This window comes from Chryseobacterium tongliaonense, assembly GCF_041224435.1.
GTDB lineage: Bacteria > Bacteroidota > Bacteroidia > Flavobacteriales > Weeksellaceae > Chryseobacterium > Chryseobacterium tongliaoense.
In genome coordinates this window covers 553,477-571,092 of record NZ_JBGFFD010000001.1, presented here as the reverse complement: position 1 = coordinate 571,092, position 17,616 = coordinate 553,477, and the positions used below count along the sequence as shown (strand labels likewise).

Annotated in this window: 17 protein-coding genes; 15 read left to right on the top strand and 2 right to left on the bottom strand. The window is 34.7% G+C overall.

Annotated elements, in window-relative coordinates; translation table 11 throughout:
- Positions 1 to 23: 23 nt before the first annotated feature.
- The 12 genes from nadB (at position 24) to AB8P06_RS02675 (ending at position 14,305) form a co-directional block, all read left to right on the top strand.
- Positions 24 to 1,595, top strand: coding sequence for an L-aspartate oxidase (gene nadB / locus AB8P06_RS02730; RefSeq protein ID WP_369837527.1), 1,572 nt, complete (start codon positions 24 to 26; stop codon positions 1,593 to 1,595).
- Between the two features lie 12 nt (positions 1,596 to 1,607).
- Positions 1,608 to 2,468 carry a carboxylating nicotinate-nucleotide diphosphorylase gene (nadC, locus tag AB8P06_RS02725; RefSeq protein ID WP_369837524.1) on the top strand — a complete coding sequence of 287 codons (861 nt, stop codon included), beginning with the start codon at positions 1,608 to 1,610 and terminating at the stop codon, positions 2,466 to 2,468.
- Between the two features lie 210 nt (positions 2,469 to 2,678).
- Positions 2,679 to 5,390, top strand: a complete 2,712-nt coding sequence (locus tag AB8P06_RS02720) for a TonB-dependent receptor (RefSeq protein ID WP_369837521.1) — start codon at positions 2,679 to 2,681, stop codon at positions 5,388 to 5,390.
- Between the two features lie 72 nt (positions 5,391 to 5,462).
- The gene (locus AB8P06_RS02715; protein WP_369837519.1) at positions 5,463 to 6,215 is read left to right on the top strand and encodes a nucleotidyltransferase domain-containing protein; all 753 of its coding nucleotides are present in this window, start codon (positions 5,463 to 5,465) and stop codon (positions 6,213 to 6,215) included.
- Between the two features lie 92 nt (positions 6,216 to 6,307).
- Positions 6,308 to 6,481 carry a hypothetical protein gene (locus AB8P06_RS02710; protein WP_369837516.1) on the top strand — a complete coding sequence of 58 codons (174 nt, stop codon included), beginning with the start codon at positions 6,308 to 6,310 and terminating at the stop codon, positions 6,479 to 6,481.
- 46 nt (positions 6,482 to 6,527) lie between these two features.
- Positions 6,528 to 7,688 carry a lanthionine synthetase LanC family protein gene (locus tag AB8P06_RS02705; RefSeq protein WP_369837513.1) on the top strand — a complete coding sequence of 387 codons (1,161 nt, stop codon included), beginning with the start codon at positions 6,528 to 6,530 and terminating at the stop codon, positions 7,686 to 7,688.
- 11 nt (positions 7,689 to 7,699) lie between these two features.
- On the top strand, positions 7,700 to 9,958 hold the full coding sequence (locus AB8P06_RS02700; RefSeq protein ID WP_369837510.1) for a lantibiotic dehydratase family protein: 2,259 nt from the start codon (positions 7,700 to 7,702) through the stop codon (positions 9,956 to 9,958).
- The gene (locus tag AB8P06_RS02695; protein WP_369837507.1) at positions 9,951 to 10,829 is read left to right on the top strand and encodes a thiopeptide-type bacteriocin biosynthesis protein; all 879 of its coding nucleotides are present in this window, start codon (positions 9,951 to 9,953) and stop codon (positions 10,827 to 10,829) included. Before AB8P06_RS02700 ends, AB8P06_RS02695 begins: the two co-directional genes overlap by 8 nt.
- Position 10,830: 1 nt before the next feature.
- Positions 10,831 to 11,736 carry a glycoside hydrolase family protein gene (locus tag AB8P06_RS02690; RefSeq protein ID WP_369837504.1) on the top strand — a complete coding sequence of 302 codons (906 nt, stop codon included), beginning with the start codon at positions 10,831 to 10,833 and terminating at the stop codon, positions 11,734 to 11,736.
- A gap of 61 nt (positions 11,737 to 11,797) precedes the next feature.
- On the top strand, positions 11,798 to 12,229 hold the full coding sequence (locus AB8P06_RS02685; protein WP_007842450.1) for a hypothetical protein: 432 nt from the start codon (positions 11,798 to 11,800) through the stop codon (positions 12,227 to 12,229).
- A 30-nt stretch (positions 12,230 to 12,259) separates the two neighbouring features.
- Positions 12,260 to 13,252: an aspartate-semialdehyde dehydrogenase gene (locus AB8P06_RS02680; protein WP_369837500.1), complete on the top strand. Its 993-nt coding sequence runs from the start codon at positions 12,260 to 12,262 to the stop codon at positions 13,250 to 13,252.
- Between the two features lie 54 nt (positions 13,253 to 13,306).
- Complete coding sequence (locus AB8P06_RS02675; protein WP_369837497.1) at positions 13,307 to 14,305, top strand: cation diffusion facilitator family transporter; 999 nt, start codon at positions 13,307 to 13,309, stop codon at positions 14,303 to 14,305.
- A 32-nt stretch (positions 14,306 to 14,337) separates the two neighbouring features.
- Here AB8P06_RS02675 and AB8P06_RS02670 read toward each other — a convergent pair whose 3' ends face one another.
- Positions 14,338 to 14,772 (bottom strand): exosortase F system-associated membrane protein, encoded by a 435-nt coding sequence (locus AB8P06_RS02670; protein ID WP_369837494.1) that lies wholly within the window; start codon positions 14,770 to 14,772, stop codon positions 14,338 to 14,340.
- On the bottom strand, positions 14,759 to 15,289 hold the full coding sequence (xrtF, locus tag AB8P06_RS02665) for an exosortase family protein XrtF (protein ID WP_369837491.1): 531 nt from the start codon (positions 15,287 to 15,289) through the stop codon (positions 14,759 to 14,761). Before xrtF ends, AB8P06_RS02670 begins: the two co-directional genes overlap by 14 nt.
- A 50-nt stretch (positions 15,290 to 15,339) precedes the next feature.
- Here xrtF and AB8P06_RS02660 point away from each other — a divergent pair, with 50 nt between their 5' ends.
- Genes AB8P06_RS02660 through AB8P06_RS02650 form a run of 3 tightly spaced genes read left to right on the top strand, consistent with a single transcriptional unit; the run spans position 15,340 to position 17,616 of the window.
- On the top strand, positions 15,340 to 16,371 hold the full coding sequence (locus AB8P06_RS02660; RefSeq protein ID WP_369837489.1) for an aminoglycoside phosphotransferase family protein: 1,032 nt from the start codon (positions 15,340 to 15,342) through the stop codon (positions 16,369 to 16,371).
- A gap of 57 nt (positions 16,372 to 16,428) precedes the next feature.
- The gene (locus AB8P06_RS02655) at positions 16,429 to 16,842 is read left to right on the top strand and encodes a RapZ C-terminal domain-containing protein (protein ID WP_369837486.1); all 414 of its coding nucleotides are present in this window, start codon (positions 16,429 to 16,431) and stop codon (positions 16,840 to 16,842) included.
- 60 nt (positions 16,843 to 16,902) lie between these two features.
- Entirely contained in the window at positions 16,903 to 17,616 is a 714-nt protein-coding gene (locus AB8P06_RS02650; RefSeq protein ID WP_369837483.1) for a nucleotidyltransferase family protein, read from the top strand.

Genomic DNA, 17,616 nt, shown 5'->3' with positions numbered 1-17,616 from the left:
GACGATTGTCTTAAAGCAAGCATATGATAAAAGCGGATGTATTAGTAATTGGTTCCGGTATTTCGGGACTTTCTTATGCCATTAAAGTTTCTGAGCAACTTCCTGATGCCAAAATAATCATAGTAACAAAATCTGATGAAGACGAAAGCAATACCAAATATGCACAAGGAGGTCTCGCCGTAGTTACAGATTCTAAAAATGATAATTTTGAAAAACACATCGAAGATACAATGCGTGCCGGAGATGGCGAAAACAAACGCGATGTAGTGGAAATGGTGGTAAAAGAAGCTCCGACAAGATTTAATGAGATCGTTGAATGGGGAGCAAACTTTGACATGAAAAATGGTGAATTTGCTTTAGGCAGAGAGGGCGGTCATACGGAAAACAGGATCGTACACCATAAAGACATTACCGGCTTTGAGATCGAAAGAGCACTTTTGGAAACAGCCAACAAAAGCCCGAATATTGAAATCCTGGATCATCATTATGTTATCGACATCATTACCCAGCACCACGTTCCGGGTAAAGAATTAAATGAAGGAGACATTCATTGTTATGGTGCTTATATTCTGGATGAAAAATCCAAGACGATCAAAAAAATAACTTCTAAAATAACATTGGTTGCAACCGGAGGAGCCGGACATGTTTACAAAAATACGACCAACCCTAAAATTGCAACCGGAGACGGAATTGCTTTTGTAGCCCGTGCGAAAGGACAGGTTTCCAATATGCAGTATTACCAGTTTCACCCGACCGCTTTGTACAGTAAAATCGACGGAATGTTATTTTTAATTTCCGAGGCAGTACGTGGGGACGGAGCTAAGCTAAGAACAAAAAGAGGCGAAAAATTCATGCACAAATATGATGAGCGTGAAGAATTAGCTTCCAGAGATATTGTGGCAAGGGCCATCGATAACGAAATGAAAGTTTCCGGTGACGAATACGTCGGCTTAGACTGCCGTGATATGGATCATGATAAATTCTTAGAGCACTTCCCCAACATCTATAAAAAATGCAGGGAAGAAGCCATCGATCCCTTCACCCAACTCATTCCCGTGGTTCCGGCCTGTCATTATTTAATGGGCGGAATTGAAGTGGATAAAGACGGGCAGTCATCAATTAAAAATCTATTTGCCGTTGGAGAATGTACGAACTCAGGATTGCACGGAGCCAACAGACTGGCTTCCAATTCCTTACTGGAAGGCTTGGTTTTCGGTCATAATGCCGCTATGAAAACGGTAAATCTTTTAAATGAGAATAACTTCAACTTTGGTGATCTGAAAGCTGTTCCGGAATGGAATGAAGAAGGCATGAAAATCATGGATGAAATGGTGATCATCAGTTATCTCAGAAAACAACTTCAGGAAATGATGAGTGACCTTGTAGGAATTGTAAGAAGCAACAGGCGTTTGAATATGGCTTTGCAGAAACATCAGGAAATTGCAGCTGCTGTTGATGAAATCTACCACTATTCCATTCTTTCACCCCAATTGTCCGAACTGAGAAATTTAACTACCGTTGCCCACCTCATCATTACCCAGTCTATGGAAATGACTGAAAATAAGGGTGCATTTTATAATAAAGATTTAGCTTAAAAAGCATACGAAATGAAAAGACCAGCTTACGTAACAGATAAAGTTTTAAAACAATTCATAAAAAACGCTTTAGAAGAAGACATCCGGGATGGCGATCATTCTACCCTTTCTACTATTCCGAAAGACCTGAAACAAAGTGCTAAACTTTTGGTAAAACAAAATTGTATTCTGGCAGGAGTTGAATTGGCTGAAATCATTTTTAAAACTTTTGATAAAAATCTAAAGGTAGAACGCTTTATTAAGGACGGGGAAACGGCTAAAATAGGAGACATCGCTTTTATCGTTACCGGAAGCGCCCAATCTATCCTGTCTACAGAAAGGCTTATCCTTAACTGCATGCAGAGAATGAGTGGAATTGCAACCCTTACAAATGATTGGGATTCAAGATTGGTAGGAACAAAAACCAAATTGCTGGATACAAGAAAAACCACTCCGAATTTCAGGATATGTGAAAAATGGGCAGTGGCCATCGGAGGCGGAACCAATCACAGATATGGCCTTTATGACATGATCATGCTGAAAGACAACCACATTGATTATAACGGGAGCATTACCAATGCTGTAAAGATGGCAAAAGACTACATCAAAAAGAATAAGAAAAAACTGAAAATAGAGGTAGAAACCAGAAACCTGGAAGAAGTTCAGGAAGCCATCAAAGCAAAAGTTGACAGGATCATGCTTGATAATATGGATGTAAAAACAATGAAAGAAGCCGTAAAACTAATTAACGGTTCTTGTGAATCTGAAGCATCCGGAGGAATCACCCGTGATGCTCTTAAAGAAATAGCTTCAACAGGAGTTACCTACATCTCTGCGGGCGCCCTTACTCACTCAGCAGAGAATATCGATTTAAGCCTCAAGGCCGTGAAATAGTATTGTATTTTTAATAAAAATGACCCCTTTTTGTTAAAAATTAAATAATGTGATTTTTTTCATATGAAAATTCGTTTTTTATTCATTATTTTGAAAATCAGCAAGTTAAAGATTGTTAACATTCGTTAAAAATTAACATTGAGTTAATATTAGTTAAATTTTATTTCCCCAATTTTGCAGAAAATTTAAATCTAACTATTACTAACGATTATGAAATTAATCAACAAATCGATGCTAACTGCGGTTATCACACTTTCTACGGCCAGCGTCTATTATGCACAGCAAGTTCAGGATACTGTCAATACAAGATCCAAAGACATTGAACAAGTTGTATTAACAGGGGTTGCCGATATCGCTAAAGATAGAAAAACACCGGTTGCAGTTTCAACAATCAAAGAAGCACAAATTGTCGAAAGATTAGGAAATCAAGAATTTCCTGAGATTTTAAAAACAACTCCATCCATTTACTCTGCTAAAGGTGGTGGTGGTTTTGGGGATGGACGTTTGAACATCAGAGGATTTGACACAAACAACACTGCGGTAATGATCAATGGTGTGCCTGTAAACGATATGGAAGGAGGTACTGTATACTGGTCTAACTGGGCAGGACTTTCTGATGTAACTTCTGCAATGCAGGTACAGAGAGGTCTTGGTTCTTCAAAATTAGCAATCGCTTCTATCGGAGGTACAATCAACATCATTACAAGAGCAGCAGATAAAAAAAGAGAAGGTAACGTAATGGTAGGTGTAGGTAACGATGGATACCTTAAAACATTATTCTCTTACAATACAGGAAAAAGTGCTAAAGGTTGGTCTACTTCATTCTTAATGAGTAGAACTGCAGGTAATACTTATATTGATGCAAGTAAATTTGAAGCTTATAACTATTATTTCGCTCTAGGATATCAACCAAACGAGAAACACGATTTCCAATTTACATTCACAGGTGCTCCACAATGGCACATGCAGAATTTCCAAAGTACAATTGCCAACTTTATTAAGTACGGAAATGGGGTTGATGAGCCGAACAGAAGATACAACTCTAACTGGGGTTATATGAACGGCGAAGTGATGTCTCAATCTATTAACTATTATAGCAAACCTGTTGCATCAATCAACTGGGATTGGAAAATCTCTGAAAAATCTAAATTATCTACAGTAGGATATGCTTCTTGGGGAAGAGGTGGAGGAACTGGTGTAATGGGAAATATCAACGGAACAAACATCAACTCTTTACCTAAAACAGCAGACGGGCTTATCCGATTTGATGATATCCAGGCTTGGAACCAGGGACAAAATATAATCTGGAACCCTAGTGTACCTAATAATACCGGTATTAATAAGGTTAATGCAACACCAGGAGTTGCAACAAGAACAAACGGATTAACAAGAAGAGCAAGTGTAAACTCTCATGACTGGTACGGAATCCTTACGAACTTCCAACATAAAATCAATGACAACTGGAATTTCTCAGTTGGTTTTGACGGAAGATACTATTATGGTTATCACCCGGGAGTTTTAACTGATCTTTGGGGGAATACAAAATATATTGAAAAGGACAATATGAACATGCCCGGAGGTTATGACGTAACTTTGGTACAAGAGCCTCAACCTTCTGCAAATCCTTTTGCTAAAGCTCTAAAAGATAAAAGCCAGGTTGTTTACAGAAATTACAATGGAGAAGTATTATGGGGCGGAATTTTCGGACAGCTTGAGTATACTAGTGATAAAATCTCAGCTTTCATTCAGGGATCTGCTTCAGAACAAGGATATAGCAGAATTGACAACTGGATCATTGATGGGGTAACAATCCAGCAAGGACAAAAAGTTAATACTAAAACTCCGATGAAATTCCTTTTCGGATTCAACGCTAAAGGAGGTGTTAACTATAACATTGACGGAAAGAGTAATGTTTTTGTAAATGTAGGATACTATTCAAAACAACCAAACTTCTTCGCAGTTTATAATTCACCGCTTGCTACAAATAACCCTCTTGATCCAACTTTCAACTCTCCGGATGGAAGAGCAACAGGTAACCAGCAAATTGTAAACCCACTATTAACAAACGAGAAAATCGCTTCGGCAGAACTAGGTTACGGATTCAGAAGTAAAATATTCAATGGTAATGTAAACCTTTATTATACTTCCTGGAAAGACAGATACCAGAGATTCTCAAACCTACCTAACATTCCAAACCCTGCAGGAGGAAGTTATAACAGACCTTATGCAAACTTGTTAGGAATTCATGAAATCCATATGGGAGTAGAATTTGAAGGTAGCTTAAAAGTTACTGATTACTTATCATTTAACGGAATGTTCTCTCTTGGAGACTGGTTCTATAAAGGAAACCCTTCTGGAAATCTATATGATGAAAACGGAACGCCAATCAGTTTCAACGGTAGTACAGATGTAACTTTTGCTTTAGATAAAGTAAAAATTTCAGATGCTGCTCAGACCACTGCATCATTAGGATTTACTGTAAAACCGGTAAAAGAACTTAGTATCTTCTCTAACTGGAATTATTACAGCAATTACTACGGTTTAATCAACTTCAATGGTGATTATCTTGTAAAGCCTGATGGTTCTATCAGTAACAATGCTCAAAACGGTGCGTTAGAATATCCTTCTTACAATCTATTTGATCTAGGTTTATCCTATACTTTCAATCTGAAGAATGGAAACAGACTTGTACTTACAGGTAACGTTTACAACTTGTTTGATACAACTTACATTTCTGATGGTAAATCTTCTATTAAGAAAACTGTTTCGGATTTTACACCAACACCTACTGCTACAGCACAACAGCAATTGGATGCATATAATGCTAATCCGAACAACTTCTACAAAGGAATTGACGTAAACAACCAGGTTTACTTCGGATTCGGTAGAACATGGGCTGCATCAATAGCTTTCAAATTCTAAAATATTAGATTTTATAAATATCAATCCCGGCTTATCGCCGGGATTTTTGCTATATTTAGAAAAATAATTTTCATGGAAAAAGCATTAGAAATCTTTATAAACAAATGGAAATCTAAAAAATATGTAGAAGGAATACTTTTGAGCGGAAGTTATGCTGTTGGCTTAGAAAATGAAGATTCTGATATAGATATAAGGTTAATTTTTAATTCAAAATATAAAAAAAACATTAAGGGTCTAACGGTAATTAACGGATATACATTCTCATATTTAGGAAGATCTTCCGAAATAACAAAAAAAAGATTTTCTATTGACTTTTTCAATTATAATAAATTTGAAGCCCGCATATTCGGCATTGGAAAAATTCTTTATGATAAGAATAAGTCCGTTGAAGAACTGGTTGATAATGCCCGGGTATATTTCACAACACCGTTTCTACAAAAAAAAACAGATAGAGATGTGATCAATACCAGTATGTATGCATTATACAACAGTAAAGTTAGCCTGGAATCACTATCCGAAAAATCACCTTTTTTCCATTATCATTATTATAACTTTTTTAGGCAGGCTATAAAGTGGTATTCTTTATTTTTGGGTTATGAATTTTTTATAGATTCTAAAATTGAAAAAATTCTGACAGATGAGAACTACAGAAATATCTACCTCTGGGAAAAATTTCCAGATCAGGAATTTGCAGATATTTGGCTCAACGGTATAAGACCTGATAACGTGAATAAAAAATCTGTTATATTAATTTATTATTACTTAGAAGAACAAATTGTTAAAATCGACAAAAAACAATTCACTATATCGTGGTTTGAATCTTGATTTTTATATATTTGTTTAAAATAATATTAAAAATGGAAAAGAAAAAACTAAACCTTAAAAAGGTTAAGATTGCAAAATTGTCTGGCTCTGCAATGTCTCTGGGTAATTTAAAAAATGTAAAGGGAGGAGGTGACTCTTGTGCATTCTCAGTTGTAACAATTGGTACAATCGGAGGTACACCTACTACAATGGCTCCAAGTATTACCAGCTGTTGTGCAACACAGGGATCTGAAGAAGATACTACCTGCAATACAAGGCAATCTTAAATACAAATTTTAAAGTGCTTCGTAAAGAAGCACTTTTCATATAAGAATGAAAAGCTCTTCCCTATTAAAAAAAATAGAATCAATACATACTAATATTCAAAACAATTACTCTCAAAGCCCGGATATTGGAGTTTTAACCGGAATCAGCGGATACAGCCTATTTCTAGAATATTATAAATCTTCTATCAATCAATCAGAAAATCATTTCATTGATACAGAAAAATTATTCAATATTTGTATTGAAAAAATCAATGCCGGATATGAAATGCCAACCTATTGTGATGGTATAAATGGTTTTATGTGGACACTGCTCTTTCTACAAAATAATAACTTTCTTGAAAATAGTGAAAACGGTATATTAGACATACTGGACAAATATATCGGCGAGTGGGTAGAGGTTACTATCCAAAAAAACAATTTTGATTTTTTACATGGTTCGGCGGGATACTTGTCCTATTTTATAAACCGGATTAAACACGTAGAAGGAAATCAAAAAAAAGATATTGAAGCTTTAATAAAATTATTTATAAAAGGACTCTCAAGCAGAATCAAGGAAATTACAGACTACAGACTTTTAAAAACAGACCAAGACTTTAAAAACAGAACCTACCTTGGACTTGCTCACGGAATTTCAGGGATCATTTTAATTTTAAGCAAACTATCTCTAATTCATCCGTTTAAAAACGAATCCTTGGCTTTATTAAAAAACTATACCTCCTTTTTAACAGACACACAGAATATTTCTCAAAATAAAGTATCTTACTTTCCGTCATGGCTTACCCAATCCACAAATATACATAACACACAATCAGCATTATCTTGGTGTGCAGGAGACTTGGGTATTGGAATAGCACTTTTAAATACAGCACAAAACATACACGATATCAGTATTAAAAATCAAGCTATTGAAATTCTTGAGCATTCAGCAAAAAGGATCACCAAAGAACAATCATTTTTAGAATCTCCCGGAATGTGTCATGGCTTTTTTGGTGCCTATAAAATTTTCTCAAGAGCATACTCTCTTACAGGAGAAAAAATATTTTCAACTGCTAAAGAATATTGGCTGAAAAAAGGCTTGGAAAGTATTAATAACAATATACCATCTGATTTATCCATCCTCAATGGACAGGCTGGAATTGGACTAGCTTTAATAGATGCCTATACAGACATAGATCATAACTGGGGAGAATGTCTTTTAATTTCATAATAATATTATAAATGAGTAAGTTTCCGTATAAAGCTTTAAATAATTTTGTTTTAAGAACACCTTCAAGGTCACTCACCTCTCTGAAAAAACTATTTAGTACTGATTATCTTTCTGATCATGATTTAAAAAAAATCAGTTCAGATCCATTCTTCCAAGAAGCATTATTTCTGGCGTCACCCAACCTGTATAGTATTCTTATTGATTGGCTTAATGGGAAAATATTAAACGAAGAGAAATCAAACAAGTTAAAAACAAGTTTGTTAAAATATATATCCAGAATGTCATCCAGATGCACTCCTTTTGGATTATTTGCAGGATATTCGATAGGACTATTAAATGACTATACAGACATCAGATTAAATAATGATCTCTCTTCATATAAAAAGTCCACAAGACTTGATATGCAGTATCTGGTTACACTTTCACAAAATTTAATTAATAAGAAAACGATAAGGCAACAATTAATATTCAGCCCCAATACAAGTTTATACAGACATGGTAACCAGTATCGATATATAGAATATACATATTCCGGAGGTCTAAAAAGAACTCATCATATAGAGGCCGTCGAAACAGATCCCTATTTCGAGTATATTCTTAAAGTTTCACACAGTGGTTACACCATCGATAGGCTTGCACTAGAACTAACAAATTTTGATTCGAAAATCAGCATAAAAGAAGCAAAGGAATATATCAATCTATTAATTGATAATCAAATTCTTACTAGTAATATAGACCCTGTAATAATAGGAAAGGATTATTTTAGTACCATTAGGGAAGCTATTACCTCTAAGAAAACATCCCTGATATTTAATCAGGTTAGCAATGCCATAGGTATGATTGATAACCAAATACCTAATCAGGTGAAAAAATATAATGAGATCAAATCATTGGCAGAAAATCTGGAAACAGAAATTGATCTGAAATATTTTTTTCAAACGGATTTAAAAGTTTCAATTTATAGTAACCTGTTAGACAGAAGGGCGTTGAAAGATATCAAAGAAGGTATTATTTTCTTAAATAAGCTATCCATAATTTCTAAAAATGCCACTGTAACTTACATGGATAATTTCATAAAAAAATTCCGGGAGCGGTATGAAGATCAGGAGGTCCCGCTTACTAAAGCTTTGGATCCTGAATCCGGGATTGGATATAAAAATAATGATATGAGTGAAATTATTCCTGATAATAATTTTATAGATCATTTAATAATTTCATCAACAGGATCTAACAAAGCTGAAATCAGCTGGACTAATACCAATTCTATTTTTCATTATAAAATAACCGAGGCTTACAAGAGTGGTGATTACACCATCCCGTTAAATACTGACGATTTACCCTCCTGGATTGAAGAAGCCTGGGATGACCTTCCGGATACCCTTTCATTCATGACAGAATTTGTAAAAACAGAAGGAAAGCAAAAAATAAAACTTGATGGTGCAGGAGGGGCAAGCGGCTCAAATCTGTTCGGACGATTCTGCTTAAATGACGACGAAATTAAAAATCACACACAGGCGATCCTGGATATCGAAAAAAAAATTAACCAAGATATTATATTGGCAGATCTTTCACATCTCCCCGAATCAAGAATAGGAAATGTAATATGCAGACCTGGCTTTAATGATTATGAAATTCCCTATTTATCAAATTCTATAAAACCGAACGAATATCAGATACTGATAGATGATTTAATGATTTCCTTAAAATCGGACAAGATCATTTTACGATCAAAAAAATTAAATAAAAGAATACTGCCAAGACTTATTAATGCTCATAATTATGCCGCAAATTCAATTCCTATCTATCATTTTTTATGCGATTTGCAGTATCAGGGCAAAAGATCAGGATTAGGTTTGGAATTGGGACCCATGGAGAAAAATTATAAATTTATTCCTCGAATTGAATTAAACAATCTTATTCTTAAACCCGCAACATGGAATTTAAGAAAAAAAGACATGGAAATATTTACAGAAAATCTAGAATCAGATGTTGATTTGATGAAGGCTTTAGATAAATCCAGAAAAAAATGGAAAATGCCGCAGTATATACTTCTTGCAGAAAATGATAATGAACTATTAATTAACCTCAGTAATATAAGCAGTGTTAAGATGATGCTTGATGCCATAGGGGAAAAAGCAAACTTTACGTTTAAAGAATTTTTATTTACGGACGAAGAACAGATTGTCCGTAAAGAAGAAGAATCCTTTACCAATCAAATAGTTATTACATTTTATAATCAACAAAAATTGTCTACTATCCAAAATGCTTAAAGAAATACAACGTGATTTTATAATTGGGGACGAATGGTTATATTACAAAATATTTTGTGGTCATAGTGCCTCAAACAAAATATTGACAGAAATACTTAAACCGCTTAGTGAAGAGTTTCTTGCTGAAAAATTAATTAAGCAATGGTTTTTCATCCGTTACAATAATCCGTCCTATCACATAAGATATAGAGTACAAATAACAGATATAGAATCTATTGGTTATATAATTAAAAAAATAAATGTTCATCTGAGAAATTTTATTTCAAATGAACTTATCTGGACTGTTGAAGTAGATACCTATAAAAGGGAAATAGAAAGATATGGAAGAAATACCATGTTGATTTCAGAAAATATATTTTACCTGGACAGCTGCATGGTCAGCAATTTTATTGAATCTTTAAACAATGAAGAGACCTATACTAAAAGCCTTTTTGGTTTAAGGCTGATGAAATTCTATCTAGATTCGTTTGATATTTCTCTCCATGAAAAATTAAAATTCACAGAATCATTAAAAAATTCATTTTATAAAGAATTCAGTTCAGAAAAAGATATAAAAAAACAGTTAGACAAACTATTTAATGATAATCAGGCTACTATCAATACATCTTTATCTTCTAATATCAACAAAAGTAACTCTTTGACAAAAAGTATTTTCCCATATAAAAAAGAGATCCAAAAAAATATCAGAATCATCACGGCATTGCAAAAAAAGAATGCTCTTGAGATTGATATATACCATTTAATATCCAGTTACATCCACATGTCTGTTAACCGGCTTTTTATATCCAATAACAGATTACATGAATTAACATTATATGATTTCTTATGGAGACATTATAAAAAAGTTTATTTTAAATCGATAAATTCTTAAAATGGTATCAGTAGAGGAAATTTACACCCATTTATCAGATTTACAGAATCTGGAAAACTGGGATTCAGGACTCAATGGAAGAAGTGCTGCAGCCTTATTTTTTTTTCATTACAACAAAAGCAAAAAAGATCTCGTTGCTTATAATAAAGGAGTTGAGCTATTGGAATATGAATTAAATAATTTAGAACTCGTATTCAATCCAGGCTTGTTCAACGGAATATGTGGAATTGCATGGGTTGTCAATCACCTATCAGCTGAAAAAATGGCTGAAATTGATCATGATATTTTTCTTCCCGAGTTACTGGAACAGCAATTAAAAGATCTCTTTTTCTCAACAGAAATATTAATCTCCGTAGAACAGTTCATAATTAATACTGATATTTTGTTTTATTTTATCGAAAGGTTCACCACAACAGAATCCGATGTTTTAAAAAAAGAATATTCCATTTTTATCAATCATAGCCTAATACTGTTTACGCATTATTTTTATCAGCTTGACTCCAATAAGCTTTATGAAAACCTGTCTTCAAAAAGTTTAATGTCATTTATAAAAACTTTGAACCTTCTCATTGAAATCTTTCCCTCACCTCTACTGAATTTTCTACTGTCAAAAAGTATTCACTGGATATTACTGTCTGTAAACTTAGAACACAACCCTGTAAATCTCAATCATCTCTTAAAGTCCTTACTATACCTTAACGACAATAAGCTCTATAAAAAAGTAAGAATCCTAGTTCCTAAAAAAACCAAACTTAATACAAAAGATATAAATGATTTAAAAAAAATCAATCTTTCGAAAAATATCGGTATTTGGAATATCGGTTACGCACGGGCAGGCTTACAATTGATCATCGAAAAAGACAATATTCAAAAAAAGCCTTTTAAATATTTATTTGAATTAGATTAAACAAATTAGCCTACCTGTTATTCTAAAGGATTCTTTATATTTGCGTAAGAAAAAACAAAATATGGATTTTTACAAAATTTTACTGAATGCTCATAAAGGATTTGGTTATCTGGAACTTCTTTTAGTTACATTATTTATTATTGCCCTTTTAGCGACTATGTTTGGCTTCAGTGGTAAAGTGAACAAATTTTTAAAGAAGACTACTCTTTTCACCATGATCTTCTTCCACGTACAGTTTTTGATAGGCATCATTATGCTGATCACTAATTTTACCAAAGGATTGGATATGGGAGCAGTAATGAAAAATGCTGACTTAAGATTTCAGTATGTAGAACATCCTTTTTCAATGCTTATCGCTGCAGTATTGATGACCATTATCAATAAAAAAGTGAAATCCAATGACACCATTTCTTTAGGAATTGTGATCATGGGATTAATCGCAGTGGGATTATTTGCATTCGCGTTCCCTTGGATGAGAGTCTTCGGGGCATAATATATTAATTTTAAAATTTTTTATCAATCAATGAAAGTAGCTGTAGTAGGTTCAACAGGAATGGTTGGACAAGTCATGCTTAAAGTTTTGGAGGAGAGAAACTTCCCTGTCACAGAATTAATTCCGGTAGCTTCGGAAAAATCTATAGGTAAGAAGGTGAAGTATAAACAGGAAGAATATACCATTGTAAGCATTAATGACGCTATAGCTGCCAAACCCGAAATTGCAATTTTCTCTGCCGGAGGTTCTACTTCCCTTGAGTTTGCCCCGAAATTTGCAGAAGCAGGAATTACCGTAATTGATAATTCTTCCGCATGGAGAATGGATCCTGATAAAAAATTAGTGGTACCGGAAATCAATGCGGATGTTTTAACCGCAGAAGATAAAATTATTGCCAATCCGAACTGTTCTACCATTCAACTGGTAATGGTTTTAGGACCGCTTAACAAGAAATACGATCTGAAAAGAGTGGTTGTTTCAACGTACCAGTCTGTAACAGGTACCGGAAAAGCCGCTGTAGATCAATTAAACGCTGAAATCAACGGTGATGATTCTATTGCTAAAGTATATCCTTATCAGATCTTCAAAAATGCATTGCCGCATTGCGATGTTTTTGCAGACGATGATTATACTAAAGAAGAAATTAAATTAATGAAAGAGCCTAAGAAAATTTTAGGTGATGACACATTCAATTTAACGGCAACAGCGGTAAGAGTACCGGTTCAGGGAGGACATTCAGAAAGTGTAAACATCGAATTCGAAAATGAATTTGAACTTGACGAAGTAAGAAAAATCTTATCTGAAACCCCGGGAGTAGTGGTAGTGGATGATGTAAAAAACAACCAGTACCCAATGCCGATACATTCTGAAGGAAAAGATGAAGTATTCGTCGGAAGAATAAGGCGAGACCTATCACAGCCTAAAACACTGAATCTGTGGATTGTGGCTGATAACCTGCGGAAAGGAGCTGCAACCAACGCAGTACAGATCGCAGAATACCTGGTAGCAAATAACTTAGTATAAACTAACAAAATAAAAAAAGAGTCTCAAACCGAGATTCTTTTTTTTATCAAACCTATGAACGTAAAGAAGAATATCAATAAAGATAAGATAGGCTTTCAAAAATGGATTGCAACTTTCGGGATTATTTTATTCATCGGAAAGATCATTGCATGGAAGCTTACCAATTCAGATGCGGTATTTTCAGATGCCATGGAAAGTATTGTCAATGTCATCAGCGCTTTTATGGGGCTTTATTCCCTGCATCTGGCCGCTAAGCCTAAAGATGAAGACCATCCTTACGGCCACGGAAAAGTAGAGTTTGTAACCTCCGGAATAGAAGGTGCTTTAATTGCCATTGCCGGGATTATGATTATCTACGAAGGAGTGAACAGCTTGATTGTCGGGAAAACACTTGATAAATTAGATTGGGGAATAGCGATCATAGCAGCCACTGCCATCATTAATTATTTATTGGGGTATATTTCCATTAAAAAGGGTCAAACAGATAACTCTTTAGTCCTTATATCCTCAGGAAAGCATCTTCAATCCGATACGATCACAACGCTTGGAGTCGTGATAAGCTTGGTGGTAGTCTATCTTACTAAGATTTACTGGCTGGATTCCGTGGTGGCATTGGTTTTCGGAGCTTACATCATATTTGTCGGCTATAAAATTGTCCGTAAATCTTTAAGTGGAATTATGGATGAGCAGGATCCCGAATTATTAAACCAGATCGTTGAGATTCTTGAAAACAACAGACATACGGAGTGGATAGACGTTCACAATATGAAAATCCAGCAATTTGGTGCAGCACTTCATATTGATGCTCATATTACACTTCCATGGTATTACAGCCTGCGCGACGCTCACAGTGAAATGGAAAAAGTAATTATTCTTTTAGCGAAAAACATTAAACGGAATATTGAATTCAACTTCCATATGGATGATTGTAAGCCTATCTCCTGCCCTGTCTGTCAGATTAAAGAATGCCCTGTACGGGAAAAAGATTTTGTAAAACGAGTTACATGGACTCCGGAAAATATAACGGGAGTGGACAAGCACACTGCAGACTGATATTCACAAACAAGTATTTAGAAGTTATTGAATTAGTTTTTTCTGAGAACTTGTTTCCTGTAATAGAACATCGGAACGATCAGCAGCAATATCAAAGGCTGAATAACAAATCTTCTCATATAAAACGAGAAAAGATAACCGGTTTCAAACCGGTCGTAAATACAATACAGATAGATCGGAAAAGTAATCGCAAAAATAATACTGATCAAAATAGCTCCCTGAAAAGTCCATTCTTTATTTTTAAACATAAAATGAATGATGAGACAAGAAAAAAACAGATTTAAAATAAATCTGAATAAATGGCTGATGATCAGCTTTCCCCAAACAAATGCGGGAAATGACACACTTTTATCAGCTTCATGAAAATAATTCAGAAACGGATCATAGAAAATCCGGTCCTCAAATATTCGCACACCGATCAATCCCAAAATCCCGGTTATCACCAAAAGCCAGTTAATTATTTTCATTTTTCAGTGCAAAAAGTTTAATCCAGACCAGCCAAAGAACCACCACCGTTCCGTAAATAACAGCCGGAAAAATAAAATCATGAGCTATTTTTTCATATTCCTTATAATCGCTTACCACAAGATTGAGCCCTACAATTCTAAGAAGATTCATGATATAAAGTAACAGCAGCCCGATCAGTACAAAAATAAAAGTCTTGGCTCCTTTATAAAATGCAAACACAAAAGAAACAAATAAGATCATTACTGAAATAGCATTACAGCCTTCCACCATTCGGGTCACATATGCTTTTTTCACATAAAACCACACCTGTTCTTTGGCTACATCATTATATAATTGAGTTGGGTAATGCATCGAATTCTGAATAGCCTTCACCTGTTCCGCAATCATTCTCGAAAAGGGATCAAGACCATATTCTCTGAAACTGTTTAAATAAAACTGGTACGCAAAAAGCAACACCACATAAATGATGATGAATCTCAGCAATATGCCCAAAACCGGCTTAAAATCCTTTAGCATACTACAAAGATAAAAATTAGACTGTAATTTAGTATATTTGTTTCCATATTATGATTTCTGAAAACGCAAAACGATTTTTTGAAAACCATACCGGTAAAAAATCTTCTGAGTTCGTTACACTGGCTCAAAGCGGTTCCGCGAGGGTGAATTTTCTGGCAACAGCTGAAAGTGAAAAATACATTATCACATATAACGAAAATATTCAGGAAAATGAGGCCTTTCTTTATTACTCTGAAATTTTCTCGCAATTAGAACTGAATACCCCAACTATTTTCTCCGTTTCAGACGACCGGAAACTCTATATTCAGGAGTTTATGGGCGAACATACCCTATCGGAAATTATCGCTCAGGAAGGACTGTCTGACCGTGTAAAATCTTTGGTAAAACAGACTTTAGAAAAACTTTATCAGCTGCAGATCAGGACGCTTGGAAAGATAGATTTCACGCGCACATTTGAATATGAAAGCTATGATGAGCTGCCTGTTATCCATGATCTCTACTATTTTAAAAACTTCGTTGCAGATGTTCTTGAACTGGAATATCATAAATCAGCACTTTTAAAAGAATTCAAAAGAATAGCCAACCTCATCGAGAATTTAGAACCTAAAGGATTAATGATCCGTGATTTTCAGGCTAGAAATATTATGGTCGATGAGTACGGTAAAGTTTCATTTATTGACTATCAATCTGCCATGAAAGGACCTTTGATGTATGATGTCATTTCTTTTCTTTTCCAGGCCAAAGCCAATTTTCCGGAAGATTTTAAAAATGAAATGCTGGAATTCTACATTCAGCAGTTTGAAGACAGAACGGTCCAGCTTCAACTAAAAAACTCAGTGAAACCGGTTCAGATGATGAGATTCCTTCAGGTTTTAGGCGCCTACGGTTTCAGAGGATTGATTCAAAGAAAACAACATTTTATTTCGAGCATGGAAAAAGGAATTGAAAATGTTACACAATTTGCTCAGTCCTGGGAAAATATGAAAGATTATCCTGAGCTTGAGAAAGTGATCCGGCAATTGACTTTAGAAAAAACGGGATTGAAAATTAATGAAATATTAGTTTGCAGAGCCAAAGACTGAAAATAAAAACTTAACAACTTAATCAACCTTAATGGTTCAATTAAAACAATAGAAAACATGCTACACATCGATATACACAGTTTTTCGTACAAAAAAGGAGGAATTCCAAAAGATGAAACAGGAAACGGAGGCGGTTTTACCTTCGACTGCAGAGGAATTTTAAATCCCGGAAGGATCGAAGAGTATAAAAGCCAGACAGGAAATGACATTGGTGTTCAGGAATACCTGGAAACCAAAACCGAAATGCCGAAATTTCTCGAACTGGTAAAAAACATGATCTCCATCAATATCGATAATTATCTTGAAAGAGGATTTGAAAACTTACAGATCAATTTCGGATGTACGGGTGGTCAGCACAGATCTGTATATTCAGCAATAAAAATAGCGGAATTCGTTAAGGAAAAATACCCGGAAGGGACAGAAATCAGCCTTCACCACGACGAGCAACATCAACTTAACATCAGTAATTAGTAATAAGCAATTGGTAATTTTTAATATTACCAATTATCCCTCACTCATTAATTATAATATATGAAGGCTTTAATTTTTGCAGCAGGAAAAGGTACCCGTTTAAAACCTTTTACAGATCATCATCCGAAAGCACTGGCAAAGGTAAATGGCATTCCGCTTCTGGAAAGAAACATCCAATATCTCAAACGGTTCGGGATACAAGATTTTGTCATCAACATTCATCATTTTGGGGATCAGATTGTTGATTTTCTCAAAAAGAATGATAATTTTAATTGCAGGATTGAGATTTCAGATGAAACCAATGAGCTTCTGGAAACAGGAGGCGGTTTAATTTTTGCTAAAAAATTTCTGGATCATGGGGAAGATTTTTTAATCATGAATGCCGATATTTTAACGGATATCAATATCAATGACTTCGTTGAATATCATAAAAAGATAAAAGATTTTGCTACTTTAGCTGTTTCAGACAGAGAGAGTTCGAGAAAACTACTTTTCAATGATGACAGCGTACTGAGAGGATGGCTTAATGTACAAACCGGAGAACAAAGGCTTGCAGAATTCAATAAAGGATTTAAAGCACTGGCTTTTAGCGGAGTACACTGTATCAACCCTGCTATCTTTGATAAAATAAAAAGAACAGGCAAATTTTCTGTTATGGAAGAATATCTGGATCTCATGCAGACCGAGCATATACACGGTTTTGTGCATGACAGCATCCTGATCGATGTAGGAAGACCGGAATCTGTAATAGAGGCCGAAAAACATTTTAAATAA